Consider the following 24,949-nt stretch of genomic DNA (forward strand, 5'->3'; position numbering starts at 1 on the left):
CGGTTCCGTCATGCCACCGGCGGGGGCGGCTCCTCGTCGGAGTGGATGTCGATCCGCCAGCCGGTGAGCCGCGCGGCGAGGCGGGCGTTCTGGCCCTCCTTGCCGATCGCCAGCGACAGCTGGAAGTCGGGCACGACCACGCGCGCGGAGCGAGCGTCGGGGTCGACGATCTCGACCTTGCTGACCTGGGCCGGGGACAGGGCGTTGGCGACCAGGCGGGCCGGATCGTCGGAGAAGTCGACGATGTCGATCTTCTCGCCGCCGAGCTCGGCCATCACGCTGCGCACCCGCTGGCCCATCGGGCCGATGCAGGCGCCCTTGGCGTTGACACCGGACACCGTCGACCGGACCGCCATCTTCGTGCGATGGCCCGCCTCGCGGGCGATGGCCGCGATCTCGACGGTGCCGTCGGCGATCTCGGGCACCTCCAGCGCGAACAGCTTCTTCACGAGGTTGGGGTGCGACCGGGAGAGCGTGATCTGCGGCCCCCGCATGCCCTTGCGCACCGACACGACCAGGCACTTGATGCGGGTGCCGTGGCGGTAGTCCTCGCCGGGCACGCGCTCGCTAGCGGGCAGCATCGCCTCGATCTTGCCGACGTCGACCAGCACGTCGTCGGGGTTGCGACCCTGCTGGATGACGCCGGAGATGATGTCGCCCTCCTTGCCGGAGAACTCGCCGAACTTGATCTCGTCCTCGGCGTCGCGCAGCCGCTGGAGCATGATCTGCTTGGCCGTCGTCGCGGCGATCCGGCCGAAGCCCTCGGGCGTGTCGTCGTACTCGCCGATCTTGTTGCCCTCGTCGTCGACCTCGGGGGCGAGGACGGTGACGTGGCCGGTCTTGCGGTCGAGCTCGACCCGGGCGCCCTCGTGGTGCCCCTCGGTCTTCTGGTACGCCGTCAGCAGCGCCTGCTCGATGGCCTCGACGAGGACGTCGAACTTGATCTCCTTCTCCCGCTCGAGCATGCGCAGGATGTTCAGGTCGATGTCCATGTCGTCAGTCCTCGCTCTTGCGGTTGAACTCGATCTGCACGAGCGCCTTCTTGACGTCGGCATAGGCCAGCTCGCGCTGCGTGCCGTCGACCTCGAGGGTGACGGCGTCGTCGTCGGACGACGTGATCCGGCCGGTCAGGTCGCCGCCCTCGTGGAGCGACACCTTGACCAGGCGGGACTCGTTGCGGCGCCAGTGGCGCGGCAGCGTCAGCGGCCGGTCGACACCGCGCGACGTGACCTCGAGGGTGTAGGGCTGCTCGCCCATCACGTCGGAGTCGTCGAGGACCTCGTTGACCGTCCGGGTGGCCGCGGCGACGTCGTCGAGCGTGACGCCACCGTCCTTGTCGACGGCGATCCGCAGCACGCGGCGCTTCCCGGCAGGGGTGATCTCGACGGCCTCCACGTCCAGGCCCAACGCCCCGAGCGGGCCGGTGAGCTCGGCCTCGATGCGTTCCGCGGTCGCGGCTTGGCTGGCGCTCATCAGTGAGATCTCTCCCTGTCCTGTTGTGGGTCCAATTGTGGGCACCCGCTGGTCCGCGAGCAGTCGCGGACCGACCGGTGCCTGACCGTCCACGATAGCGGCTCCGGGCGCTCGGTCCCGCAACCTCGCGGGTAGGGTCTGCCCGTGCTCAGCCGCTCCCCCGTCGCCCGCCGCGGCCTGCTCCTCGGAGGGGTCGGCGCAGCCGTCGCCCTGGCCACAGGGTGCGGCAGCCAGGACGCCGGGTCCGGGGCGTCGGCAGAGCCGACCGCGCCCGCCGTCGGGGCCGACAGCGACCTGGTCGAACGGGTCGTCGGCGAGATCGGTACGGCGCTGGGAGCGGCGAGCGCCACGGCCCGCAGGCACCGCGGCCTGCGCGGGGTCGCCCGCGCGTTCGCGGACCTGCACCGCACCCACCTCGACCGGCTCGACGCGGACACCGAGGCGGACGGCTCCGCTCCTGGCGACGAGGCGTCGGCACGGGCGGCGTTGCTGCGCGCCGAGGAGCGGCTGCAACGACGACTCGTCGCGGCCGCGGTCGAGGCCCAGAGCGGGGCGCTCGCCCAGGTCTTCGCCGCGATGGCCGCCGGCGTCGCGCAGCAGCGGGCGGTGGCGGGCGCATGACCGCCACCGAGGCCCTCCAGCGCACCCTGGCCGCCGAGCACGCGGCGGTGTGGGTCTACGGCGCTCTCGGCGCGCAGACCTCGCAGTCGGCGACGCCGACGCTGTTCTCCGACGTCACCGCCGCCTACCTGGTGCACCAGGAGCGCCGCGACGCGCTGATCGGCCTCGTCGAGCAGGCCGGTGCCGAGCCGCGGGCGGCCGAGCCGGGCTACGAGCTGCCGGCGGACCTGTCGACACCCACGGCGATCGCCGACCGCGCGCTGCGGATCGAGCGGGCGGCGGCATCGACGTACGCCTATCTGGTGGCGAGCACGAGAAGCGACCTGCGGGAGTGGGGCGTCGAGGCGCTCCTCGACTCCGCCGTGCGGCAGCTGGCGTTCGGCGGGAAGCCGGCGTCGCTCCCGGGGCTCTGATCCCGACGCCTCACGCGTCGCAAAGCCCGTAATTGGCAGCGGCCCGCGATCTCGAACGCCGGGGGACTCCCGAGACGTCCCCCGAAATTCGGGATCGCGGACCACTGGCGACCGGGGACAACGGTCTGCCGCGTTCGGAGAGTGTGGGGCTCGCCGATCGCTTGTGCATGATCATGCAACACAGGCCGCCGTGGGGTCATCCCAAGGCGTACCTCAGAAACGTGCAGTGCAGGAACCTGCAACGCACGACCGGGCGTCGCAATCGCGAGAGGGCGTCCGAGAGAGCAGTGAGCCCGGGGAGCAGGACCGGGAACTGCAGCATCATCGACCCGCGCCGCCGCCGAGCGCAATGGTCAAAGTGGACTAGACGACCGGGACCGTCACCAGGCGGCGATGATCCCCGGGATGTCCGCGAGCCGGTGGGCGACCGCGTCGGGCACGCCCTCGGTGTGGCCGACCTGCTCGGTCGGGATCGCGCTGTGCGGGATGTGGATCGCTCGCAGGCCCGCGTTCTGGGCGCCCCAGACGTCGTCGAAGAGCCGGTCACCGACGTAGACGCAGCGCGCCGGGTCGTTCACCTCGACCGCGTCCATCGCCGCGCGGAACGCCTCCGGGGCGGGCTTCGTCCACTGGACCTCGCTCGTGTAGACGTCGCCGTCGAGGAGGTCGAGCACGCCGTCCCGCTCGAAGAACCCGCGGTGCCACTCGCGGGGCCAGATCGTGTTGGAGAGGACGCCGACCTTGATGCCCTCGGACCGAAGGTGCTCCCACAGGGGACGCACCTCGGGGTCGGTCTCGGTGTGCGGCACCCAGAACTCGTAGTAGGCGGTCAGCAGCTCGGGGTCGTGCTCGAGGCCGGCCTCGACGAACAGGTCGGCGATCGTCGCGCTCTGCTGGTGGTCGCGGCTGCGGCCCCAGATGACGCTGCCGGCCTCGTGCAGCCGGCGCGCGTGGAGGTGGCGGTCGTCCTCGCTGCTCGGCGTCGCGACGACCGCGGCCGCCAGCGCCAGCGACTCCGCGTGGAAGTCGACGTCGTGCCAGCGGGTCAGGGTGCCGCCCCAGTCGAAGATGACGGCCTCGATCTGGTGCGCGCTGGTCATGCGCGGACTCTACGAGAGGCCACCCTCAACGGTGGCACCGGCGAACGCGGCGATCTCGTCGGCCACGCGCGCCGGCTGGTCGAGCGCGACGAACGTGCGCGCGCCGGGGACCTCGACGAGCCGCGCGTCCGGGAGGTCCGCCGCGAGACGACGCCCCAGTCCGATCTTGAAGAACCGGTCGGCGGGCGCCCAGCACAGCAGGACGGGCCGGTCGAACGCCGGGAGCCTGGTCGCCACGTCGACGAGGTCCGATCGTGCCCAGCCGCGTGCGAACGAGGCGACGTCGCGCCGAATGGCGGCGTCGTCCAGGTAGGGGCGTACCCACGGATCCGTCTCGGCGGCCGTGAGCCGTCGCTCGACCAGCCCGCCGAAGCCGAGCAGTCCCACGCGGAGGCGGCCCACCCGTGTGGCCTGGAGGAGGAGCCGCCCGAGCCCGGGACGGCGGACGGCGCGGAACAGGAGCCCGAACGGGAACGGCGGGAACTGGTCGTAGGCGTCGCAGTTGGTGAGGACCAGGCGGCCGACGCGCGTGGCGTCCTCGTCGAGGAGGAACTGGCAGACTGCGCCGCCCGTATCGTTGCCGACGAGCGTCACGTCGCGGAGGTCGAGCGCGTCGAGGAACGAGAGAACGATCCGGGCGATCCCGCGCGGGGAGAGGTCGGCGCCCTCGCGCATCGCGGTGGTGTGCGACGCCAAGGGCCAGGTCGGGGCCAGTGCGCGGAATCCCCGGGCGGCCAGCCGCTCGGGCACGTCGGACCAGAGGGTGTCGTCGACCAGGAACCCATGGACGAAGACGACGACCGGGCCGTCCGCGGGCCCGTGCTCCCGGTAGTGGATGGTGCCTGCCGGGAGGTCGATGCTGCGGCGGGTCGCTGGTGGGTTCATCGCTGCCTCCACTACCGTTACGAACAGGTTGTACGTAACTTACGGACAGGTTGTATGAAAAGCAAGCGCACCCAGGCCGAGCGCTCGGCCGCCACCCGCGCCGCCCTCGTCGAGGCCGCTCGCCCGCTCTTCGCCGAGCAGGGATACGCCGCCGTGTCGACCGACCAGATCGCCCGGGTCGCGGGCGTCACCCGAGGCGCGCTGTACCACCAGTTCTCGGGCAAGGAGGAACTGTTCGCGGCCGTCTTCGAGCAGGTCGAGGCCGAGATCGCGGAACGGATCGGCGCGCAGATCGCCGCGGTTGGCCCGGACGACCTCCTCGCCACCATGCGGGCGAGCGTGGACGCCTGGCTCGAGGCCTGTGCCGACCCCGCCGTCCAGCGGATCGCACTCCTGGACGCACCGGCGGCCCTGGGCTGGGCCCGGTGGCGGGAGATCGGGCTCCGCTACGGGCTGGGAGTCATCGAGCTGGGCCTCACGGCCGCCATCGACGGCGGTCTCCTGCCCGAGCAGCCGGTCCGGCCGCTGGCCCACGTGCTCGCCGGCGCGCTCGACGAGGCGGCGCTCTACTGCGCGACCGCCGAGGACCGCGCGGTCGCGACGGAGGAGGCGCGCGCCGCCCTGGTCGCGGTGATCACCGGCCTGGTCGGCGACACCCCCGGGTAGTCGTCAGCCGCGGACCAGGTCCGCCAGGCTTGCCGCGGCGTCCGCGAGCGGCACCTCCGACTTCTCCCCCGTGCGCCGGTCCTTGACCTCGATGACGCCGTCGGCCACCCCGCGGCCGACCGTCACGATCGTCGGCACGCCGATCAGCTCGGCGTCCTTGAACTTCACGCCGGGGCTGATCTTGCCGGCCCGGTCGTCGTAGAGGACGTCGATGCCCCGCGCCGACAGCTCGGTCGTCAGCGTCTCGGCAGCCTCGAACACCGCCGGGTCCTTGCCGGCGGCCACGACGTGCACGTCGTACGGCGCGACGTCGCGGGGCCAGCACAGCCCGAGGTCGTCGAGGGTGCCCTCGGCGATCGCGGCGACCGCGCGGGACGGCCCGATGCCGTAGGAGCCCATGGTCACGGTGACGAGCTTGCCGTTCTCGTCGAGCACCCTCAGGTCGAGGGCGTCGGCGTACTTGCGGCCGAGCTGGAAGATGTGGCCCATCTCGATGCCGCGGGCGGACTCGAGCACGCCCTCGTCGCACCGCGGGCAGGGGTCGCCGTCGCGCACCTCGGCCGCCTCGATGGTGCCGTCGGGCGTGAAGTCGCGGCCGGCCACGAGGTCGAGGACGTGCGATCCGGCGACGTCGGCGCCGCTCACCCATCGGGTGCCCTCGGAGACCCGCGGGTCCACGAGGTAGCGGATGCCGGCGTTGGCGATGCCGGCCGGCCCGATGTAGCCCTTGACCAGGGCGAGGTGCTTGTTGAGCTCGGCCTCGTCCATCGCCTCGACCTCGATCGGCTCGAGCTGGCCCTCGAGCCGCTTCTGGTCGACCTCGCGGTCGCCGGGGAGGCCGATCGCGACCGGCTCCCGGGTGCCGTCGGGGTGCTTGAGGACCAGGAGCACGTTCTTCAGGGTGTCGGCGCCGGTCCAGGGCCGGTCGTCCCGGGGCAGCTTCTCGTTGAGGTAGTCGACGAGCGTCTCGATCGTCGGCGTGCCCGGCGTGGCCTCCGCGTGAGCAGCGGGGGCGTTGTCGTACGGCACGGGTGGCGGGACGGGCACCTCCACGGCCTCGACGTTGGCGGCGTAGTCGCACTTCGAGCAGCGGACGTAGGTGTCCTCCCCGACGTCGGCCTTGGCGAGGAACTCCTCGGACTTCGATCCGCCCATCGCGCCGGCCGTCGCCTTGACGATGGCGTACTCGAAACCGAGGCGGTCGAAGATCCGGATGTAGGCGTCGCGGTGCGCCTGGTAGCTCTTGTCCAGCCCCGCGTCGTCGACGTCGAAGGAGTAGGAGTCCTTCATCGTGAACTCGCGACCGCGCAGCAGCCCGGCGCGCGGCCGCGCCTCGTCGCGGTACTTCGTCTGGATCTGGTAGATCGAGAGCGGCAGGTCCTTGTAGGAGCTGTAGAGGTCCTTGACCACGAGGGTGAACATCTCCTCGTGGGTCGGACCGAGGAGGTACTCCGCGTCCTTGCGGTCCTTGAGCCGGAAGATGTTGTCGCCGTACTCGGTCCAGCGGTTGGTCGCCTCGTAGGGCTCCTTGGGAAGGAGCGCGGGGAACGAGAGCTCCTGGGCTCCGATCGCGTCCATCTCCGTGCGGATGATGTCCTCGATCCGGCGCAGCACCCGCAGGCCCAGCGGCAGCCAGGTGTAGATGCCGGGGGCGGCGCGCCGGATGTAGCCCGCGCGCACGAGCAGCCGGTGGCTCGGCACCTCGGCGTCCGCCGGGTCGTCCCGCAGGGTGCGCACGAACAGGGTCGACATCCGGGAGATCATGCGCACAGGTTAGGCGGCGCGGGGCGCGCGGCCACAGCGGGTTCGCCTCCTCGGCCGGCCGGTCAGAACATGACGGTCGCGAACCGGGCGGTCTCGACGAAGCCGACGCTCTCGTAGGAGTGGCGGGCGGCGGCGTTCCAGTCGTTGACGTACAGCGACACCGTCGGCGCGATCCGGTCGCGGACCTGCTTGACGACGGCCGCCATCCCGGCGGTCGCGATGCCCTGGTTGCGGCGGTGCGGCGGCACCCACACGCCCTGGATCTGCGCGGCGTCGGGCGTCGCGCAGGCGACCTCGGCCTTGAAGACGAGCTCGTCGCCGTCGTAGCGCACGAACGACCACGAGCGGCTGATCAGCTGGGCGACCCGCGCCCGGTAGAGGTCGCGGCCGCCGCCCACCTCGGGCGAGACACCGACCTCCTCGGTGTACATCGCGACGCACGCCGGGTAGAGCGTGTCGAGGTCGTCGCGGACGCTGCAGCGGACCTGCGGGTCGGGTGCGACGTGCGGGGCGTGGTCGATGACCAGGTGCCGCTGGTCCCAGCGGACGTCGCGCGGCCGACCCCAGTCGCCGGACACCCGCTCCCAGAACGGTCGCACCGCGTCCTGAGGGCCCACGATGGTGGAGACGGTACGGCGCCGCGAGACCGCGCGCTCCGCGAACACCAGCGCGTCGTCGACCCCCGCCTCGACGGGCACCAGGTTGGCCGCGACGTGGCAGGCGGCCGTGAGGTGGCCGCCGTCGAAGCGGCCCCACATCTCCCCGCCCAGCCACCGCGGCTCGAGGTTGGTGGTCCGCGCGCGATGGATCGCGAACACGTTGACCACCGGGTCGGCGCCCGCGAGCGCCAGGAACGCGTCGAGGTCGTTGGCCCCGAGCACGCGCACGCCGTGGCGGGTGGTCAGCACGGGGTGAGCCTATGGCACCCCCGGAAGGCGTCGCGGACTACGAGACGGTGACGGCGGGCTCGGCGCCCTCGACCGGCTCCATCGTCTCGGCGATCTTCATCGCCTCCTCGATGAGGGTCTCCACGATCTCGGCCTCGGGGACGGTCTTGATGACCTCGCCCATGACGAAGATCTGGCCCTTGCCGTTGCCGGAGGCGACGCCAAGATCAGCCTCGCGCGCCTCGCCGGGGCCGTTGACGACGCAGCCCATGACGGCCACGCGCAGCGGCACCTCGAGTCCGTCGAGGCCGGCGGTGACCCGCTCGGCGAGCGTGTAGACGTCGACCTGGGCGCGGCCACAGCTCGGGCAGGAGACGATCTCCAGCTTGCGGGGCCGGAGGTTGAGCGACTGGAGGATCTGGATGCCGACCTTGACCTCCTCGACCGGCGGGGAGCTCAGGGACACCCGGATGGTGTCGCCGATGCCCTTGCTCAGCAGCGCGCCGAACGCGGTCGCGGACTTGATCGTGCCCTGGAACGCCGGGCCGGCCTCGGTCACGCCGAGGTGCAGCGGCCAGTCGCCCTGCTCGGCGAGCAGCTCGTAGGCGCGCACCATCACGACCGGGTCGTTGTGCTTGACCGAGATCTTGAAGTCGTGGAAGTCGTGCTCCTCGAAGAGGCTGGCCTCCCAGACCGCGCTCTCGACGAGCGCCTCCGGAGTGGCCTTGCCGTACTTCTCGAGCAGCCGCTTGTCGAGCGACCCGGCGTTGACGCCGATGCGGATGGAGGTGCCGTGGTCCTTGGCGGCCCGGGCGATCTCCTTGACCTGGTCGTCGAACTTCTTGATGTTGCCGGGGTTGACCCGGACGGCGGCGCAGCCCGCCTCGATGGCGGCGAAGACGTACTTCGGCTGGAAATGGATGTCGGCGATGACCGGGATCTGGCTGTGCCGGGCGATCTCGGGGAGCGCCTCGGCGTCGTCGGCCGAGGGGCACGCGACGCGGACGATGTCGCAGCCTGCGGCGGTCAGCTCGGCGATCTGCTGGAGCGTCGTGTTGACGTCGGCCGTCAGCGTCGTGGTCATCGACTGGACCGAGATCGGGTGGTCGCTGCCGACGCCGACCTTGCCGACCTGGATCTGCCGGGTCTTGCGGCGAGGAGCCAGCACCGGTGCGGGCGCGGCAGGCATGCCGAGGGAGATCGCGGTCATGCCCTCAAGGGTACTTGCGGGAGGCCGTCGCTCACGATTCCAGGTGGACGGGGACGACGAGGTCGCCGACGATCAGGACCAGGCCCATGACGAGCATCACGGAGGCGACGACGTACGCGATCGGCAGCAGCTTGGCGGCGTCGACGTAGCCGGGATCGGGACGCCCGCGCAGCCGCGCGAAGCCGCGGCGTACGGCCTCCCACAGGGCGCTCGCGATGTGGCCCCCGTCGAGCGGCAGCAGCGGGATGAAGTTGAACATCCCGATGAAGAAGTTGAAGCCGGCGAGCATCAGCAGGAAGCCGACGGCCTTGTCCTGGTTGGCGATCTCGTCGTGGGCCGCGGTCTCGCCGGCGAGCCGGCCGCCGCCGACGATGCTGATCGGCCCCTCGGGGTCGCGCTCCTCGAGGCCGAGGATCGCCTGGCCGACGTCGAAGACCTTGACCGGCAGGGTGACCAGCGCCTCGGCGACGTCGACGGTCATGTGGCCCATCTGGCCGATCGTGTAGAGCGGGCCGCCGGTGGTCGGGCTCTGGGTGGGTGAGACGCCCAGGAAGCCGACCGGCTCGGCCTCCTCCGCGTCCTCGGTGAGGAACCTCGGGGTGACGGTGGTGCGGGTGTCGAACGTCATCCGCTCGCCGTCGCGCTCGACGACGATCTCGGCGCGCTGGTCGCCGTTGGCGCGGATCAGGTCCTGGAGCTGCTCCCAGCCGGTGATCGCGGTGCCGTTGAACTCGACGATCTCGTCGCCCGTGCGCAGGCCGGCCGCGTAGGCCGGCGTCGGGTCGGTGCGGATCTCCTCGTCGGTGCAGACACGGTTGTTCTCGTCGGCAGGCACGACGCAGGCGTGGACCTGGCTGATCACCGGCTCGATCTTCGGGTCGCCGCCATTGCCGTAGGTCGCGAAGACGCCGGCGAAGATGAAGAACGCGATGAGGATGTTGACCGACGGGCCGCCGGCCATCACGACGACCTTCTTCCAGGGCGGCATCTTGTAGAAGAGGCGGCCGGAGTCCTCCGGGCCGACCAGCTCCCACTCCGCCGCCCGTGCGTCGGAGATGAGCTGGGTGAACATGCCGGTGTTGGACTTGCGGACCCGCGTCACCTGGTTGCCGTCGGCGTCGTAGGTGATCTCGTCGGCGAGGTGCTCCGCGTCGGGCGGGAGCATCCCGACGATCTTCACGTAGCCGCCGAGGGGGAACGCCTTGAGCCCGTACTCGGTCTCGCCGACCTGCTTGGACCACACGGTGGGTCCGAAGCCGATGAAGTACTGCGTGACCTTCCCGCCGAACCTCTTGGCGGGGATCATGTGGCCGAGCTCGTGCAGCCCGATCGACACCAGGATGCCGACGATGAAGAGCACGAAGCCGGCGGCGTAGAGCAGGGCATCCATGAAGCGGCGATCCTCGGTCGTTCAGGTCAGCTCGCGGCGATGGCCGCGATGCGGGTGGCAGCGGCCTCACGCGCCCAGGCGTCGGCCGCGAGGACGTCGTCGAGGGTGAGGCTCTGTGTCGAGGGTACGTCGTGACGCGTCACGACGTCGGCGATCACGTCGACGATGCCCGGGAACGGCAGCCGGCCCTCGTGGAAGGCGTCGACGCAGACCTCGTTGGCCGCGTTGTAGACCGCGGGCGCGGTGAGCCCGCGCGCGCCTGCCTCGCGGGCGAGCGCGATCGCGGGAAACGCGGCGTCGTCGACGGGCTCGAACCGCCAGTCGGACGCCCGCGTCCAGTCGACAGGCGCCTCGGCGTTCGGGACGCGCTCGGGCCACGCCATCCCCATCGCGATCGGGACCAGCATCGTCGGCAGCCCGATCTGCGCGACGACCGCGCCGTCGATGAACTCGACCATCGAGTGGATCATCTGCTGCGGGTGGACGACGACGTCGATGCGCTCGAACGGGATGTCGAAGAGCAGGTGCGCCTCGATCACCTCGAGGCCCTTGTTGACGAGCGTCGCCGAGTTGGTGGTGATCACGCGGCCCATCGCGAAGTTGGGGTGTGCGAGCGCCTGCTCCGGCGTGACCTGCGCGAGGTCGTCGCGGGTGCGCCCGCGGAACGGCCCGCCGCTCGCGGTCAGCACCAGGCGGCGTACCTCTGCCGGGCTCCCGCCGCGGAGGCTCTGGGCGATGGCACTGTGCTCGGAGTCGACGGGGACGATCTGGCCGGGCTTGGCGCGCTCCTTCACCAGGGGGCCGCCGATGATGAGCGACTCCTTGTTGGCGAGCGCGAGCATGGTGCCGGCGTCGAGCGCGGCCAGGGTGGGCCGCAGGCCGACGGCGCCGGTGATGCCGTTGAGCACGACGTCGGCCGGCCGCTGCGCGGCCTCGATGCTGGCGTCCTCGCCCAGTCCGTAGAACGCGGGCGCGAATTCGGCCACCTGCTGCTCGAAGAGCGCCGGGTTGCCGCCACCGGCGGTCAGCCCGACCACGCGGAAGCGGTCGGGGTTGGCGCGCACCAGGTCGAGGGCCTGGGTGCCGATCGACCCGGTCGAGCCGAGGATGACGACGTCTCTCACGCCCTCATCCTCCCAGTCAGCGCTCTTCCGGGAGCAATTCGTCGGCGGCGGCGTAGGGGTCGGTGTCGCCGGAGACGACCGCGGCGGCGAGCTCGTCGAGGCGGTCGCCGGAGCCGACCGAGCCCCACCGCTTGCGCAGCGAGGTGAGGGCGATCGCCTCGATCTCGTCGCGGGCCCTGCGCACCCGGCGCCGCTGGAGGTCGCCGGACTCGACCAGCCAGGCGTGGTGCTCGTCGAGGGCGTCGGCGACCTCGTCGACGCCCTCACCCGTCTGGGCGGTGGTCTTGAGGACGGGCGGCTTCCACGCGCCTTCGGGCCGCTCGGCGAGACCGAGCATCGAGCGCAGGTCGCGGCGCACCTTGTCGGCGCCGTCGCGGTCGGCCTTGTTGACGACGTAGAGATCGCCGATCTCGAGGATGCCGGCCTTGGCGGCCTGGATGCCGTCGCCCATCCCGGGTGCGAGCAGTACGATCGTGGAGTCGGCGAGGCCGGCGATCTCGACCTCGCTCTGGCCGACGCCGACGGTCTCCACGACGATGACGTCGAAGCCGGAGGCGTCGAGCACGCGCAGCGCCTGGGGGGTGGTCCAGGCGAGCCCGCCGAGATGGCCCCGGGCGGCCATCGACCGGATGAAGACCCCGCTGTCGAGCAGGTGGTCGGACATCCGGATCCGGTCGCCGAGCAGCGCGCCGCCGGAGAACGGCGACGACGGGTCGACCGCGAGCACGGCCACCCGCTGCCCGCGCTTGCGCAGGGCCCCGACCAGCGCATTGGTCGAGGTCGACTTGCCCACGCCCGGCGAGCCGGTCAGCCCGACGATCCGCGCGTTCCCGGCGTACGGCGCCAGCGCGCGCATCACCTCGCGCAGCAGCGGCGACTCGTCCTCGACGAGCGAGACCAGCCGGCCGACCGACCGGGCGTCGCCCTCCCGCGCCTTCGCCACCAAGTCAGGAACGGCCGCCGCGGTGATCCCGCGGCGGCCGCCCCCTACGTTGTGCTCAGCCAATCTCAGGCCTGCGGCACGCGCACGATCAGCGCGTCGCCCTGGCCGCCGCCGCCGCACAGGGCGGCCGCGCCGACGCCGCCGCCGCGGCGCTTGAGCTCGAGGGCGAGGTGCAGGACCACGCGGGCGCCGGACATGCCGACCGGGTGGCCCAGCGCGATGGCGCCGCCGTTGACGTTGACCTTGGCGTTGTCGAGACCGAGCTCGCGGGCCGAGGAGATGCCGACCGCGGCGAACGCCTCGTTGAACTCGACCAGGTCGAGGTCGGAGGCGGCGATGCCCTCCTTCTCGCACGCGGCGGCGGTGGCCGCGGCGGGCTGGAGCTGCAGCGTGGAGTCGGGGCCGGCCACCATGCCGTGGGCGCCGATCTCGCAGAGGTAGTCGAGGCCGAGCTCCTCGGCCTTGGCCTTGCTCATGACGACGACGGCGCAGGCGCCGTCGGAGATCTGAGAGGAGGAGCCGGCGGTGATGGTGCCCTCCTTGGAGAACGCCGCGCGCAGCTTGCCGAGCGACTCGGCGGTGGTGTCGCCGCGGACGCCCTCGTCCTCCTTGACGACGACCGGGTCGCCCTTGCGCTGCGGGATCTCGACGGGCACGACCTCCTCGTCGAAGACGCCGTTCTTCCAGGCCACGGCCGCCTTCTGGTGCGACTGGGCGGAGAACTCGTCCTGCTCCTCGCGGGTCAGGTTCTGCGCGGCGGCGTTGCACTCCTCGGTGAGGAGGCCCATCGCCTGCTGGGTGAACTGGTCGAAGAGAGCGTCGTAGGCCATCGAGTCGACGAGGCTCACGTCGCCGTACTTGAAGCCCTCACGCGACTTCGGGAGGAAGTGCGGGGCGTTGGTCATCGACTCCATGCCGCCGGCGACGACGACGTCGACCTCGCCCGCGCGGATCATCTGGTCGGCCGTCGCGATCGCGTTGAGGCCGGAGAGGCACACCTTGTTGATCGTGATCGAGGGGACGCTCATCGGGATGCCGCCCTTGTGGCCCGCAATCCGCGCGGGGTTCTGGCCGGCACCGGCCTGGATGACCTGGCCCATGATCACGTAGTCGACCTGGTCGCCCGACACACCGGCCTTCTCGAGCGCACCCTTGATGGCGATGCCGCCCAGGTCCGCCGCCGACAGGGACTTCAGGCCGCCCAGGAGGCGGCCGATCGGCGTACGGGCGCCGGCGACGATGACGCTGGGGTTCTCGGACTGGGACATTCCAGGTGCCTCCGTGAAGAGAGTGGGTGAACTCTCGTGACGATACTCGCGGGTAGCCAGCAGGGGCAGGGGCGTCCACGCCCGATCCGGTGAGTCGCTCGTCACAGCCCGTCACGGCAAACCATCGGCACAATGGGCCGCATGAGCCTGAGCGACGTGCAGCACCTTTTCACCGCCATCGACCACGTGGGCATCGCCGTGCCCGACCTCGACGAGGCGATCGCGTTCTACACCGACACCTACGGGATGACGGTGGCGCACGAGGAGACGAACGAGGAGCAGGGCGTCCGCGAGGCCATGGTCCGGGTAGGCGACACCGACACCTGCATCCAGCTGCTCGCACCGCTCTCCCCCGACTCGACGATCGGCAAGTTCCTCGACCGCAGCGGCCCCGGCCTGCAGCAGCTGGCCTACCGAGTCGCCGACATCGACGCGGTCTCCGCGACCCTGCGCGAGCGCGGCCTGCGCCTGCTCTACGAGGAGCCGAAGCGCGGCACGTCGAACAGCCGGGTCAACTTCATCCACCCCAAGGACGCGGGCGGCGTGCTCGTCGAGCTCGTCGAGCCGTCGGGCGAGGCGCACTGACCGACCGCATCACCCCCGGACCCACCTGAACCCGACCGTCTCCCCCGGCCTGAGCTGGGCGAGGCGGTCGGTGTCTTCGTCGACCACGACGCCGACCACCGGGTAGCCGCCGGTCACCGGGTGGTCGGGCCCGAACACCACGGGCTCTCCCGACGGCGGCACCTGGATCGCACCCCTGACGGCGCCCTCGCTCGGCAGCTGCCGCCCCGGCTCGGCGTGCTCGAGCCCTCCGCCGGAGAGGCGGACGCCGACCCGGTCGGAGTCCTGCGACACCGTCCACGTCGTCGTGACGAGACGGTCCGGGTCGATGACCCAGTCGTCTCGCGGTCCACGCACGACGCGGAGCACCGGGTCACCGGCGGGCGCGGGCGTCGGGAAGCCCTCGACGGAGATGTCCGTCTCCACCGCGGACCCGACCGGCAGCGTCACGTTCTCCGACAGCGGCGCGCACCCGAGCCCGGCGAGCGTGTCGCGCGAGCGCGAGCCGAGCACCGGAGGGGTGTTGATACCGCCGCGGACGGCCAGGTAGGAGCGGAGGCCGGTCGCGGGGACCCCCAGCCTGAGCCGCTGGCCCGCGCGCAGCGCGAGCACGACGCCCGGCGGCTCCCCCCGCCCGTGGACATCGAGGGGCGCGGGCGCCCCGGTCACGCACACCCAGACCGTCGCCGTCGCCTCCACCTCGAGGCCGCCCATCACCACCTCGAGCGCCGCGGCCCCGGGTGCATTGCCGACGAGCCGGTTGCCCAGGTCGTACGACGCCCGGTCCGCCGCGCCGGACCGCCCCACGCCGATGGCGGCCTGCCCCGGTCTCCCGGCGTCCTGCACCAGGACGAGCCCTGCCCGGCGGACGATCAGCTCGCTCATGCCTCGACGAACCTCACGGTCGCACCGGGCGCCAGCAGCGCCGGCGGCTCCCGGTCGACGTCCCACATCACCTCGTCGGTCCGCCCGATCAGCTGCCACCCGCCCGGCGACTCCCGCGGGTAGACCCCGCTGAACTCCCCCGCCAGCCCCACGCTCCCCGCCGGCACCGCGGTCCGCGGCGTGTCCCGCCGGGGCACCTGCAGCCGCGGGTCACCACCCACCAGATAGGCGAACCCCGGTGCGAACCCGCCGAACGCCACCCGCCACGACGTCCCCGTGTGCGCCGCGACCACTTCCTCGACACTGAGCCCGGTCAACCGCGCCACCACATCGAGATCAGCACCGTCATAGGCAACCGGCACGACCACCTCGCGGCCGCCGGCGGCGGGGCTCGACGGGGCCACCTCCCGGCGATTCGCCGACGACGCGCCGGCGCCCCAGCCCGCGCGGCGTCCAGCCGAAGAGCGCCGTCGCGCGGCGGAGACGCCAAGCCGGGAGGGAGCCTCGCCGAGCTCCGACAACGCCGCACGCAAACGATCCACCGAGACACCGGCCCCCGCTACGAGAAGCAGCGTCCTCGCACCAGGCACGACGTCCTCGACCAACCCCGCCACCTCCGCCTCGCCGGACACCAAGGCTGCGAGCTCGATCACGGCCTCCGTCGAGCCGAGCTCGACCAAAAGGGCGCGGTCGCCGTACGAAAGAACGGTCATGCGAACGGCGCAACCGCGACGTCGGCCTCGGCAAGGGCCGCCCGCACGGCGGCGGCCAGGCGCGGCGCTCCCGGCGAGTCGCCGTGGACGCACAGCGAGCGCACCGTGCCCGCCTCGGCCAGCCGCACCGCCTGGGCAGCGACCTCCTCCGGATCGGTCAGTACGGCGCCCGCCTCCGACCGCGGCACGAGCGAGCCGTCGGGGCGGTAGCCGCGGTCGGCGTACCCCTCGGGCACGACGGGCAGTCCCGCCTCCTCCGCGAGCGTGAGGAACAGCGAGCCCGGCAGCCCGAGCACCGGCAGCCCGCCGTGCTCGACGACCGCGGTGACGACCGCGCGCGCCTGCTCCTCGTGCGTGGTGACCGCGTGGAAGAGCGCGCCGTGGGGCTTGAGGTAGCCGATGGCTCCCCCGACCGCGCGCGCCAGCCCGTCGAGCGCGCCGAGCTGGTAGAGGACGTCGGCGGTCAGCTCGTCGGCGGGCACGTCGATGAACCTTCGCCCGAACCCGGCGAGGTCCCGATAACCGACCTGCGCGCCGATCACGACGCCGTAGCCGACCGCGAGCTCGCAGGTGCGGCGCAGGGTGATCGGGTCGCCGGCGTGGAAGCCGCACGCGACGTTGGCACTGGTCAGGTGCGGCATCAGCGCGGCGTCGTCGCCGAGCGTCCAGCGCCCGAAGGACTCGCCGACGTCGGCGTTGAGGTCGACCATCCCACGGACCGGGGCGGCGGAGGCAGAGGTCACCGCTCTATCGTGGCGCATGCCTGCGTCGCTGAGCCCACGTCGACGCCCTGGCTCCGCGATGAGACGCCTGTCACGAACCTGACACCAGCCCATTACTGGTGAGTAATGTTCCGGACGGCCGTATTGCCACCCCATCGCTCAGACCCAAGGGAGACAACGACCGTGCAGCACATTCTCGATGCCATCCAGGCGGAAGGCACCTCCGCGGAGGACTTCGCCAACCTCGACCTTCCGGAGTCCTACCGGGCCGTGACGGTCCACAAGGACGAGGTCGACATGTTCGAGGGCATGCCCTCGAAGGAGAAGGACCCCCGCAAGTCGCTGCACGTCGACGAGGTGCCGCTGCCCGAGCTCGGTCCCGGCGAGGCGTTCGTCGCGGTGATGGCCTCGGCGATCAACTACAACACGGTGTGGACCTCGATCTTCGAGCCCGTGTCGACCTTCGGCTTCCTCGAGCGCTACGGCCGCGAGTCCGACCTCGCCAAGCGCCACGACCTGCCGTACCACATCGTCGGCTCCGACCTGTCCGGCGTCGTGCTGGCCGTCGGCCCGGGCGTGACCAAGTGGAAGCCGGGCGACCGCGTGGTCGCGCACTGCCTGTCCGTCGAGCTCGAGTCGCCCGACGGCCACAACGACACGATGCTCGACTCCTCGCAGCGGATCTGGGGATTCGAGACCAACTTCGGCGGTCTCGCCGACGTCGCGATGGTCAAGGCCAACCAGCTGATGCCCAAGCCCGAGCACCTCACCTGGGAGGAGGCCGCCTCCCCCGGCCTGGTCAACTGCACCGCCTACCGCCAGCTCGTCTCCGCCAACGGCGGCAACATGAAGCAGGGCGACAACGTGCTGATCTGGGGCGCCTCCGGCGGGCTCGGCGGCTTCGCCACGCAGTACGCCCTCAACGGCGGCGCCAACCCGATCTGCGTGGTCTCCAACGAGGAGAAGGCCCAGATCGTGCGCAACATGGGCGCCGACAAGGTCATCAACCGCTCGGAGATGGACTTCAAGTTCTGGAACGAGGACGGCACCGAGCAGAACCCGAAGGAGTGGCTGCGCCTGGGCAAGGCCATCCGCGAGCTCACCGGCGGCGAGGACATCGACATCGTCTTCGAGCACCCCGGTCGCGAGACCTTCGGCGCCTCGGTGTTCGTCACCCGCAAGGGCGGCACCATCACTACGTGCGCCTCGACCACGGGCTACATGCACGAGTACGACAACCGCTACCTGTGGATGAACCTCAAGCGGATCATCTCCTCCCACTTCGCCAACTACCGCGAGTCGTGGGAGGCCAACCGCCTCATCGCGCAGGGCAAGATCCACCCCACCCTGTCGCGGACCTACCGCCTCGAGGACACCGGCCAGGCCGCCCTCGACGTGCACCACAACAAGCACCAGGGCAAGGTCGGCGTGCTCTGCCTCGCGCCTCAGGAGGGCCAGGGCGTCCTCAACAACGAGCTCCGCGAGCAGCACCTCGACAAGATCAACCTCTTCCGAGGAATCTGAGCCCGCACAGGTACGACGCTCACCTCGGCCCGGTCCCCGCGTGGGGCCGGGCCGACGGCGTTTTCGGTCCCTGAGATGTAACCAAGGTTTGCCTGACCCGGCTGGGATCGGCGAGACGGATCGGGGATGATGTCCCAGTCCCCCAACCGCCGAGCACCACAGGGAGCCTGCGCATGAGCGACCAGGGTCTGTCCATCTTCGACGACGAGCCGAACAACGGTGAGGCCAAGCCGAAGGCGCCCAAGCCGGCCCCAGACGCGGAACGCACCCAGGTGATCCCGGCCGTGCAGTCGAGCACGCCGCCGACGCAGGCGCCGGCCGCGCGCCCGGCAGCGCCGAGCGGCGCGACCGGTGCGCCCGCGCAGCGTCCGGCGGCGCCCGCCCCCGGCTCTCTGCCGGTGGTCAAGCGGGGCGGCTACGACCGGGCGGCGGTCGACGCGCAGATCCGGCAGCTCAGCAGCGACAAGGCGGCTCTGGGGGCGAGCCTGACCGAGTCCGAGCAGCGGGTCATCGACCTCGAGCAGGAGCTGGAGAAGCTCCGCAGCGAGATGACGGAGGCCGAGGCGCCGACGTACGCCGGCTTGGGCGGCCGCGCCAGCGCGATGCTGCGGCTGGCCGAGGAGGAGGCCGAGGAGATCCGGGCGATCGCCGAGCGCGATGCTGCCGAGATCCGCGACCAGGCCACGCGCGACGCCAAGGCGATCCGCGCCGAGGCCTCCCGCGAGGCCGACGACATGCGCGCCGTACAGCTGCGGGAGCTGGAGGAGAACCGCACCCGCCTGCTCGCCGACGCCGAGCAGGAGCGGGCCCTCGCGAAGACCGAGGCCGAGGACCTGCTCGCCTCCGCGCGGCGCGAGTCCGAGCAGCTGCGGCTCGCCGCACAGCAGGAGGCCAGCGAGCTGCGCAGCGGCGTGCAGCGCGAGGTCGAGCAGGCCCGCGCCGCCGCCGACCGCGAGGTCATGGAGGCCCGCCGGATGCTCGCGGTCGAGAAGGAGCGGCTGGCCCGCGAGGCCACCGATCACCACAACACCGCCGTCGCCGAGACCACCCGCCTGGTGCAGGAGGCCGAGGAGCGCGCTGCCGCCGCCGAGCAGCGGGCCGCCGAGGCCAACAAGCGGGCTACGGAGAGCCGCAACGCCGCGCAGTCCGAGAGCGAGGCCCTGCTCACGCGGGCCCGCCGCGAGGCGGAGCAGATCGTGGCGTCGGCCCGGACCCAGGCCGAGGCGATCACCAGCGCCGGTGACGCCGAGGCCGAGCGCAAGCTCCAGGCGACGCGCGCCGAGCTCGACCGGCTCACCAAGCGCCGGGCCGCGATCACCGCGCAGCTGTCCTCGCTGGCCGACCTCGTCTCGGGCTTCGGCGAGGACGAGAGTTGAGGTTCCTCGGTCGCTCGGTGCCGGACGAGGAGTCCGGCACCGGCGACCCGGACGCGACTGACGGCAACGGAGGCGCCGCGATCGTCGAGCCCTCGCCGTACGGCGAGCCCGGCGAGCCGCTCCACCGCGGCCCGTTCTACTGGGGCTTCTTCGGCGCGCTCGGGGCGCTGATCGCGTTCTGGCTGTTCCAGGCCGTCGCGAGCATCGGCTCCACGCTGATGCTGGTCGTCGTCGCGTTCTTCCTCGCGGCGGGCCTCAACCCGTCGGTCGAGTTTCTCGAGCGCCGCGGGCTGCGCCGCTCCCTCGCCACCACGGCCGTCATCGTCATCGCGGCCGGCGCGATCGCACTGTTCATCGTGGCGATCGTCCCGGTCATCACCGACCAGGTGCGCGCGCTCACCGACAACGCGCCGATCTGGCTCGACGAGCTCCAGAAGAACAAGCAGATCCAGGAGCTCAACGAGGAGTACGACGTCATCGACAAGGCGAAGGACTACGTCGCCAACGGCGACTTCGTCTCCACGCTCTTCGGTGGCGTGCTCGGCTTCGGCCTGAAGATCCTCTCGGCGGTCTTCAACGCGTTCATCATCATTGTGCTGACGCTCTACTTCCTCGCGTCGCTCAACACCACGACGCACGCGATCTACCAGCTCGCGCCCGCCTCCCGGCGCGAGCGCGTCGCCAAGCTCGGCGACAAGGTCATCCACAACATCGGTGGCTATGTGTCCGGGGCGTTCATCGTCGCGCTGTGCGCGGGCATCTCGTCGCTGATCTTCCTGTGGTTCACCGAGGTCCGGGAGTACGCCGTCGCGCTCGCCTTCGTGGTCGCGCTGCTCGACATCATCCCGATGATCGGCGCCACGCTGGGTGCGATCGTGGTCTCGGCGATCGCGTTCGCCACCGACATCAAGAGCGGCATCGCGTGCGTGATCTTCTTCGCGATCTACCAACAGGTCGAGAACTACGTGATCTACCCGCGGGTGATGTCGCGCTCGGTCGACCTTCCTGGTGCGGTGATCGTGATCGCCGCGCTCGTCGGTGCCGGCCTGCTCGGCGTGGTGGGCGCGTTGCTGGCAATCCCCACCGCAGCGGCCATCCTGCTGGTCATCCGCGAGGTCGTCGTACGTCGTCAGGACCTGAAGTAGTCGTCAGGCCGGTGGTTGAGGTGCGACGAGCGCAGCGAGGAGCCTCGAAACCTCCGGCCTATCCCTGGGGCCCGATGAAGTAGTCGTAGACCCAGGGAGCGCTGCTCGGGCCATAGACGGTCGCAGGGATGCCGTGAGTCGCCCACGGCGCGGCCGACTGCGGAGTCATCGTGTGCGTCGACCAGCGATCTCCGACGTCGACACTTCCACCACATCCCATGGTGTAGATGGCCGTGCGCTGCAGAACCTCGGAGCCGAACGGGTCGTCGTACGTCGCCTGTACGACGACGAACTCGAACGGGTCGTCGTCGCAGTCGACCGTCGCCCTCGGGGCTGCCTCCGCAGCGGCATAGGTCTCCTCAGCAACTGCCGCGTTGAGCGTGCGGGCGTAGGAGAGCCTGTAGTCCCCGTCGTCGCTGCGGTGATACGCACACACCTCGGCGTGCAGCAGGTCGCCGCGACCCTCATCCGTCATGGCATAGTCGGCGCGAGGGATGCGGTCAAGGTACGCGGCGCAGATCTCGCCGCCGCGGGCCGTGGACAGGATCCGCTCGCGAAGGGCGTCATCCGTGGTGCCGACGGTCAGAGTGGTGCCGTTGACCTCGACCGTCTCCTGGACGAATCCGTCGCGCTCTATCACTCCGGGCGGTACTGCGGCGCCGAGCCACACGAACGGCCCGTTCGCCTCGAACGGAGCACCGGCAACGTAGCCCGCGCAGGAGTCGGTCATGGTGATCGGCCGTCCGACGTAACCGGACACCTCGGGCTTGGACCGTAGCCGTTCCAGGTGCTCTCCATCTGCGGTGACCATCGGTGTCGGGTAGCAGGCGACGCGACCCCTGCCGCTGCTCGGCGCTCCCCCGTAGCCCCAGTCGGCAGGCACGTCGACCGCAACGTCTGCCCAGTACTCCGTGCGCCACTCGCGGTCGGCCGTGCCTGGCGTGCGATCGACCTCCAGCGGCACGAAGTCGGGCGGCTCGTTGCCGGTAACGGCGACCACCGACGCGCCCCCGGCGATCACCGTCACCGCCGCCGCAGCACCCACCATCGACCATCGCGTACGGCGCCGCCGGCCCACGTCGGCCCGGGCGCGATCGACCACGGGCGCCGTGGTGTCCGCTTCCTCGGCGCGGGCGGCGAGCCCGGCGCGCAGGACCTGCTCCAGCTCCTGGTCGTGCATCACGCCTCCTCTTCCGCCTCGAGCTCGCGGCGCAGTGCCGCGAGCGCCCGGTGGACGTGGGAGCGCACGGTCGGCTCGGCAACCCCGAGGATGGCGGCGATCTCGCCGTACTCGAGGTCCTCGTAGAACCGCAGCACCACGGCGGCCCGCTGCTGCGGCGGCAGCGCCGCGCACATCCGCCAGACCGCGTCGTCACGAGCGACCGCCTCGGCCGGGTCGCCGGCCGTCCGGTCCTGCACCAGCGCGACCGGCGACTCGCGCCGGCCGGACTTCCGCCAGGCCGAGACGTGTGCGTTGACGACCATCCGGCGCACATAGGCGTCCGGATCGGTGGTCCGTCGTACCCGCGACCACTTCTCGCACGCCCGCACCAGCGCCGACTGCACCGCGTCCTCGGCCGCCTGCTGCGACCCGGTGACCAGGTAGCCGAACCGCAGCAGCGCCGCCACTCGCGCCTCGACCCACGCGTCGAAGCCGGGCTCGGCGGCCGTCTCGCCGCCGCTGCGCTCGGTCACCCCCACATCCACGCACGACTCACGTCAGCGGACGCGGAAATGTTGCGTCGCCGGCGTGACTTTCTGCCGAGTCGGCCGGTGATCACGCGCCGGCTCGGCGTCCCTCAGCCGTGAACTTCTGCCGACTCGGCGTCCCCCACGCGTGAACTTCTGCCGACTCGGCGTGTCTCAGCCGTGAACTTCTGCCGACTCGGCGGCCAGGCGGGGCTCACCGAGCTTCACCCCGATGACGCCGACCAGGATCAGGGCGCCACCGACGAACTGGACGGGGCTGGGCAGCTGGCCCAGGAGCGCCCACGCCCACAGCACCGCGGCGACCACCTCGCTCAACGCGACAAAGGAGGCCAGGCGCGACCCGAGTCGGCGGGCGGCGGCGATGCCGGTGACGTAGGCCAGCGCGGCGGTGACCAGGCCGAGCAGCAGCAGCGGGACCCACCAGTCGACGTCGAGACCCGCGTAGGTCACCGCCTCCGTGGCCGTCCGCATCGGCAGCGCGCCGACGAGCCCGAGCAGCGCCAGCGCCACCCCTCCGACGAGCAGGCCCCCGCCGGCCATCGCCATCGGCGGCAGGCCGGTGGTGTCGTCAGCGGAGATGAGGAAGTACGCCGCGGCGCCCACCATCGCGCCCAGCGACCAGGCGGCCCCGACGACGTCGAAGTCGGCCCCGGAGAACAGGTCGAGCACGAGCAGCAGGCCGAGCGCGGCCACCGCCGCGCCCGCCAGTGTGAGCGGGCCGGGGCGCTGCCCGTGGCGCAGCCACAGCCAGGCGACGACGGCGGCGGGCGCGGTGTACTCGATCAGCAGGGCGGGGCCGACCTCCATCGTCTGCACCGCGGAGAAGTAGCAGAACTGCGCCCCGGCGACCGCGAGCACGCCGTAGAGCGCGATCGTCGGCGCGGCGGCGCGGACCAGGTGCCAGCGGCCGTGCACGGCGGCGATGCCGAACGGCAGCACGACGAGCGCCGCGAGCCCGATCCGCACCAGGACGACGGCACCCGCGCTCCAGCCGCTGTCGAGCAGCGGCGAGGCGAGCGCGCCGGACAGCGCGAACGACACCGCCGAGGCCAGCGCGAGGCCGATGCCGGCCGACGCGCGGGTGACGGGGAGCTCGGCCGACGTACCGGCCGCCCCCGCGCTGTCATGAGTCATCGACACCATGGGTCATTACGCTAGTGGCAGTTCGGATAACCTGTCAACGTGGTATTCGCCGATGACACGAGCATCGCCCTCCAGGCGGCGGTGACGCTCGCCAACACAGGGCTCGCGCCGGACACCCTGACGACGGTCGCCGACCTCGACCGGTTCTTCGCCGACTTCGAGTACACCGGCCGCCACGACCGCGACCGTGCCGAGCTCGAGGCGGTCCGCGGCGTCCGCGACCGGCTGCGCCGCCTGCTCACGAGTGACCGCGACGAGGCGGTGGAGCAGGTCAACGCGATGCTCCGCGAGTACGACGCGCTCCCCCAGCTCGTGCGGCACGACCACCTCGACTGGCACATCCACGCCGTCGGCCCCGAGCGGCCGCTGCACGAGCGGATCATCGTGGAGACCGCGATGGCGATGATCGACATGATCCGCGCCGACGAGATGTCGCGCCTCGACATCTGCGCCGACGACGACTGCGAGGGCGTCGTGCTCGACCTGTCCCGCAACCGCTCACGACGGTTCTGCTCCGCGGCGTGCGGCAACCGCAACGCGGTCGCGGCCTACCGCGCGCGCCAGGCCGCCGGCGCCTGAGCCCTACTGCTCGACCGGAGCCTTGAGGAACCGCCGCAGCGCCTCGATCATCACGTCGGGCTGCTCGGAGTGCACCCAGTGCCCGGCTTGCTTGACGGTCACCCGGCGCACCCGCGGGAAGTAGCGGGCCATCTCGTCGGCGTACTCGTCGCTGACGTACTCCGACCGCCCGCCCGCCACCCAGAGCACCGGTCCGCCGTACGGCGCCGCGTCCGCGACGAGGTCGTCGGGCCAGGCGCCCAGCAGCGGCATGTCACGCTCGAGCACCTCCAGGTTGGGCTGCCAGCGCCAGCCGTCACCGTCCCGCCGCAGGTTCTGCAGGAGGAACGACCGCACGGTCGGGCTCTGCTCGTGCTCGGCCAGCATCCGATCGGCGTCCCCGCGTCCGTCGATCGCGTCGAGGTCCATCGACCGCAGCGCCGTCGCGTAGCGCGCGAGCCCGCCGACCGGGTTGGACTCGTAGTTGACCGGCGACATGTCCACCACGCAGAGCCGCTCGACCAGCTCCGGGTGGAGCAGCGCCAGCAGCATCGCGACCTTGCCCCCGAGGGAGTGCCCGACCAGCGTCACCGGGTCGTCGGCGGTCCAGAGGCCGGCGACCTGCTCGACGACGTCGCGGTAGTCCCAGCGGTCGGCCCAGGGCGAGCGGCCGTGGTGCGGCAGGTCGACCAGCAGCACCCGGTGGTCGGTCGCGAGCGCCTTCCCGATGGTCGTCCAGTTCTTGCCCTGCCCGAAGAGCCCGTGCAGGAAGACCACGCGACTGCCGGACTCCCCGAGCTCACTCGTGTGCAACGTCACCCGGCAAGGCTAGGCAGTCTGCCGAACGTGCGGCGAGCGGGGTCGG

At 71.6% G+C, this 24,949-nt stretch carries 26 protein-coding genes; 8 read left to right on the top strand and 18 right to left on the bottom strand.

The window, feature by feature from the left end:
- Positions 1-8: 8 nt before the first annotated feature.
- Together nusA and rimP are read right to left on the bottom strand one after the other, a co-directional pair.
- The gene (gene nusA / locus HNR19_RS13660; RefSeq protein ID WP_179668431.1) at positions 9-992 is read right to left on the bottom strand and encodes a transcription termination factor NusA; all 984 of its coding nucleotides are present in this window, start codon (positions 990-992) and stop codon (positions 9-11) included.
- 4 nt (positions 993-996) lie between these two features.
- Complete coding sequence (gene rimP / locus HNR19_RS13665; RefSeq protein ID WP_179668432.1) at positions 997-1,473, bottom strand: ribosome maturation factor RimP; 477 nt, start codon at positions 1,471-1,473, stop codon at positions 997-999.
- A gap of 144 nt (positions 1,474-1,617) precedes the next feature.
- On the opposite strand from rimP, the gene HNR19_RS13670 reads away from it, so the two are divergent.
- Positions 1,618-2,094, top strand: coding sequence for a hypothetical protein (locus HNR19_RS13670; RefSeq protein ID WP_179668433.1), 477 nt, complete (start codon positions 1,618-1,620; stop codon positions 2,092-2,094).
- Positions 2,091-2,507: a ferritin-like domain-containing protein gene (locus tag HNR19_RS13675; RefSeq protein ID WP_179668434.1), complete on the top strand. Its 417-nt coding sequence runs from the start codon at positions 2,091-2,093 to the stop codon at positions 2,505-2,507. The genes HNR19_RS13670 and HNR19_RS13675 overlap by 4 nt, the downstream gene beginning before the upstream one ends.
- A 380-nt stretch (positions 2,508-2,887) precedes the next feature.
- Here HNR19_RS13675 and HNR19_RS13680 read toward each other — a convergent pair whose 3' ends face one another.
- Positions 2,888-3,607, bottom strand: a complete 720-nt coding sequence (locus HNR19_RS13680; RefSeq protein WP_179668435.1) for an HAD family hydrolase — start codon at positions 3,605-3,607, stop codon at positions 2,888-2,890.
- 9 nt (positions 3,608-3,616) lie between these two features.
- A complete protein-coding gene (locus HNR19_RS13685) occupies positions 3,617-4,492 on the bottom strand; it encodes an alpha/beta fold hydrolase (protein ID WP_179668436.1) in 876 nt (291 codons plus the stop codon).
- Positions 4,493-4,546: 54 nt separating this feature from the next.
- Here HNR19_RS13685 and HNR19_RS13690 point away from each other — a divergent pair, with 54 nt between their 5' ends.
- Positions 4,547-5,158 (top strand): TetR/AcrR family transcriptional regulator, encoded by a 612-nt coding sequence (locus HNR19_RS13690; protein ID WP_179668437.1) that lies wholly within the window; start codon positions 4,547-4,549, stop codon positions 5,156-5,158.
- Between the two features lie 3 nt (positions 5,159-5,161).
- On the opposite strand, the gene HNR19_RS13695 is transcribed toward HNR19_RS13690, so the two are convergent.
- From HNR19_RS13695 to HNR19_RS13725, 7 genes are all read right to left on the bottom strand, one after another.
- Entirely contained in the window at positions 5,162-6,922 is a 1,761-nt protein-coding gene (locus HNR19_RS13695; protein WP_179668438.1) for a proline--tRNA ligase, read from the bottom strand.
- A gap of 62 nt (positions 6,923-6,984) precedes the next feature.
- Complete coding sequence (locus HNR19_RS13700; protein WP_179668439.1) at positions 6,985-7,830, bottom strand: GNAT family N-acetyltransferase; 846 nt, start codon at positions 7,828-7,830, stop codon at positions 6,985-6,987.
- A 37-nt stretch (positions 7,831-7,867) separates the two neighbouring features.
- A complete protein-coding gene (gene ispG, locus HNR19_RS13705; protein ID WP_179668440.1) occupies positions 7,868-9,019 on the bottom strand; it encodes a flavodoxin-dependent (E)-4-hydroxy-3-methylbut-2-enyl-diphosphate synthase in 1,152 nt (383 codons plus the stop codon).
- Positions 9,020-9,050: 31 nt separating this feature from the next.
- A complete protein-coding gene (locus tag HNR19_RS13710; RefSeq protein WP_179668441.1) occupies positions 9,051-10,409 on the bottom strand; it encodes a M50 family metallopeptidase in 1,359 nt (452 codons plus the stop codon).
- Between the two features lie 26 nt (positions 10,410-10,435).
- Positions 10,436-11,533 carry a 1-deoxy-D-xylulose-5-phosphate reductoisomerase gene (dxr, locus tag HNR19_RS13715; RefSeq protein WP_179668442.1) on the bottom strand — a complete coding sequence of 366 codons (1,098 nt, stop codon included), beginning with the start codon at positions 11,531-11,533 and terminating at the stop codon, positions 10,436-10,438.
- Positions 11,534-11,549: 16 nt separating this feature from the next.
- The gene (gene meaB, locus HNR19_RS13720; RefSeq protein ID WP_218910254.1) at positions 11,550-12,539 is read right to left on the bottom strand and encodes a methylmalonyl Co-A mutase-associated GTPase MeaB; all 990 of its coding nucleotides are present in this window, start codon (positions 12,537-12,539) and stop codon (positions 11,550-11,552) included.
- A gap of 2 nt (positions 12,540-12,541) precedes the next feature.
- Entirely contained in the window at positions 12,542-13,744 is a 1,203-nt protein-coding gene (locus HNR19_RS13725) for an acetyl-CoA C-acetyltransferase (RefSeq protein WP_179668443.1), read from the bottom strand.
- 141 nt (positions 13,745-13,885) lie between these two features.
- Here HNR19_RS13725 and mce point away from each other — a divergent pair, with 141 nt between their 5' ends.
- Positions 13,886-14,329, top strand: coding sequence for a methylmalonyl-CoA epimerase (gene mce / locus HNR19_RS13730; protein ID WP_218910255.1), 444 nt, complete (start codon positions 13,886-13,888; stop codon positions 14,327-14,329).
- A 9-nt stretch (positions 14,330-14,338) separates the two neighbouring features.
- Here the strand turns inward: mce and HNR19_RS13735 are convergent, their stop codons facing one another.
- From HNR19_RS13735 to HNR19_RS13745, 3 genes are read right to left on the bottom strand one after another with little or no spacing between them, the layout of a single operon-like run.
- Positions 14,339-15,193: a 5-oxoprolinase subunit C family protein gene (locus HNR19_RS13735; protein WP_179668445.1), complete on the bottom strand. Its 855-nt coding sequence runs from the start codon at positions 15,191-15,193 to the stop codon at positions 14,339-14,341.
- Positions 15,190-15,906 carry a 5-oxoprolinase subunit B family protein gene (locus tag HNR19_RS13740; RefSeq protein ID WP_179668446.1) on the bottom strand — a complete coding sequence of 239 codons (717 nt, stop codon included), beginning with the start codon at positions 15,904-15,906 and terminating at the stop codon, positions 15,190-15,192. The genes HNR19_RS13735 and HNR19_RS13740 overlap by 4 nt, the downstream gene beginning before the upstream one ends.
- On the bottom strand, positions 15,903-16,616 hold the full coding sequence (locus tag HNR19_RS13745) for a 5-oxoprolinase subunit PxpA (protein WP_179670269.1): 714 nt from the start codon (positions 16,614-16,616) through the stop codon (positions 15,903-15,905). Before HNR19_RS13745 ends, HNR19_RS13740 begins: the two co-directional genes overlap by 4 nt.
- Positions 16,617-16,811: 195 nt before the next feature.
- Here HNR19_RS13745 and ccrA point away from each other — a divergent pair, with 195 nt between their 5' ends.
- The 3 genes from ccrA (at position 16,812) to HNR19_RS13760 (ending at position 20,673) form a co-directional block, all read left to right on the top strand.
- Positions 16,812-18,152, top strand: a complete 1,341-nt coding sequence (gene ccrA / locus HNR19_RS13750; RefSeq protein WP_343047183.1) for a crotonyl-CoA carboxylase/reductase — start codon at positions 16,812-16,814, stop codon at positions 18,150-18,152.
- Between the two features lie 173 nt (positions 18,153-18,325).
- Positions 18,326-19,528 (top strand): coiled-coil domain-containing protein, encoded by a 1,203-nt coding sequence (locus HNR19_RS13755; RefSeq protein ID WP_179668448.1) that lies wholly within the window; start codon positions 18,326-18,328, stop codon positions 19,526-19,528.
- Complete coding sequence (locus HNR19_RS13760) at positions 19,525-20,673, top strand: AI-2E family transporter (protein ID WP_179668449.1); 1,149 nt, start codon at positions 19,525-19,527, stop codon at positions 20,671-20,673. Before HNR19_RS13755 ends, HNR19_RS13760 begins: the two co-directional genes overlap by 4 nt.
- A gap of 58 nt (positions 20,674-20,731) precedes the next feature.
- Here HNR19_RS13760 and HNR19_RS13765 read toward each other — a convergent pair whose 3' ends face one another.
- The 3 genes from HNR19_RS13765 to HNR19_RS13775 form a co-directional block, all read right to left on the bottom strand.
- Positions 20,732-21,853: a hypothetical protein gene (locus HNR19_RS13765; protein ID WP_179668450.1), complete on the bottom strand. Its 1,122-nt coding sequence runs from the start codon at positions 21,851-21,853 to the stop codon at positions 20,732-20,734.
- The gene (locus HNR19_RS13770) at positions 21,853-22,368 is read right to left on the bottom strand and encodes a SigE family RNA polymerase sigma factor (protein WP_179668451.1); all 516 of its coding nucleotides are present in this window, start codon (positions 22,366-22,368) and stop codon (positions 21,853-21,855) included. Before HNR19_RS13770 ends, HNR19_RS13765 begins: the two co-directional genes overlap by 1 nt.
- Before the next feature lie 168 nt (positions 22,369-22,536).
- The gene (locus HNR19_RS13775) at positions 22,537-23,526 is read right to left on the bottom strand and encodes an EamA family transporter (protein WP_179668452.1); all 990 of its coding nucleotides are present in this window, start codon (positions 23,524-23,526) and stop codon (positions 22,537-22,539) included.
- A 39-nt stretch (positions 23,527-23,565) separates the two neighbouring features.
- On the opposite strand from HNR19_RS13775, the gene HNR19_RS23565 reads away from it, so the two are divergent.
- A complete protein-coding gene (locus tag HNR19_RS23565; protein WP_179668453.1) occupies positions 23,566-24,105 on the top strand; it encodes a CGNR zinc finger domain-containing protein in 540 nt (179 codons plus the stop codon).
- A 3-nt stretch (positions 24,106-24,108) separates the two neighbouring features.
- On the opposite strand, the gene HNR19_RS13785 is transcribed toward HNR19_RS23565, so the two are convergent.
- Complete coding sequence (locus HNR19_RS13785) at positions 24,109-24,903, bottom strand: alpha/beta fold hydrolase (RefSeq protein WP_179668454.1); 795 nt, start codon at positions 24,901-24,903, stop codon at positions 24,109-24,111.
- Positions 24,904-24,949: the final 46 nt, after the last annotated feature.

Origin of the sequence: Nocardioides thalensis (assembly GCF_013410655.1) — a bacterium.
Classification (GTDB): Bacteria; Actinomycetota; Actinomycetes; order Propionibacteriales; family Nocardioidaceae; genus Nocardioides; species Nocardioides thalensis.

Bases quoted from the DNA above. Each gene is read 5' to 3' on its own strand.
- HNR19_RS13745 (WP_179670269.1), bottom strand. From the start codon at position 16,616: ATGGTCGACCTCAACGCCGACGTCGGCGAGTCCTTCGGGCGCTGGACG.
- mce (WP_218910255.1), top strand. From the start codon at position 13,886: ATGAGCCTGAGCGACGTGCAGCACCTTTTCACCGCCATCGACCACGTG.
- HNR19_RS13735 (WP_179668445.1), bottom strand. From the start codon at position 15,193: ATGAGCGAGCTGATCGTCCGCCGGGCAGGGCTCGTCCTGGTGCAGGAC.
- HNR19_RS13685 (WP_179668436.1), bottom strand. From the start codon at position 4,492: ATGAACCCACCAGCGACCCGCCGCAGCATCGACCTCCCGGCAGGCACC.
- rimP (WP_179668432.1), bottom strand. From the start codon at position 1,473: ATGAGCGCCAGCCAAGCCGCGACCGCGGAACGCATCGAGGCCGAGCTC.
- HNR19_RS13740 (WP_179668446.1), bottom strand. From the start codon at position 15,906: ATGACCGTTCTTTCGTACGGCGACCGCGCCCTTTTGGTCGAGCTCGGC.
- ispG (WP_179668440.1), bottom strand. From the start codon at position 9,019: ATGACCGCGATCTCCCTCGGCATGCCTGCCGCGCCCGCACCGGTGCTG.
- HNR19_RS13775 (WP_179668452.1), bottom strand. From the start codon at position 23,526: ATGGTGTCGATGACTCATGACAGCGCGGGGGCGGCCGGTACGTCGGCC.
- HNR19_RS13695 (WP_179668438.1), bottom strand. From the start codon at position 6,922: ATGATCTCCCGGATGTCGACCCTGTTCGTGCGCACCCTGCGGGACGAC.
- HNR19_RS13765 (WP_179668450.1), bottom strand. From the start codon at position 21,853: ATGCACGACCAGGAGCTGGAGCAGGTCCTGCGCGCCGGGCTCGCCGCC.
- HNR19_RS13675 (WP_179668434.1), top strand. From the start codon at position 2,091: ATGACCGCCACCGAGGCCCTCCAGCGCACCCTGGCCGCCGAGCACGCG.
- nusA (WP_179668431.1), bottom strand. From the start codon at position 992: ATGGACATCGACCTGAACATCCTGCGCATGCTCGAGCGGGAGAAGGAG.
- HNR19_RS13755 (WP_179668448.1), top strand. From the start codon at position 18,326: ATGAGCGACCAGGGTCTGTCCATCTTCGACGACGAGCCGAACAACGGT.
- HNR19_RS13710 (WP_179668441.1), bottom strand. From the start codon at position 10,409: ATGGATGCCCTGCTCTACGCCGCCGGCTTCGTGCTCTTCATCGTCGGC.
- HNR19_RS13690 (WP_179668437.1), top strand. From the start codon at position 4,547: ATGAAAAGCAAGCGCACCCAGGCCGAGCGCTCGGCCGCCACCCGCGCC.
- HNR19_RS13680 (WP_179668435.1), bottom strand. From the start codon at position 3,607: ATGACCAGCGCGCACCAGATCGAGGCCGTCATCTTCGACTGGGGCGGC.
- HNR19_RS13725 (WP_179668443.1), bottom strand. From the start codon at position 13,744: ATGTCCCAGTCCGAGAACCCCAGCGTCATCGTCGCCGGCGCCCGTACG.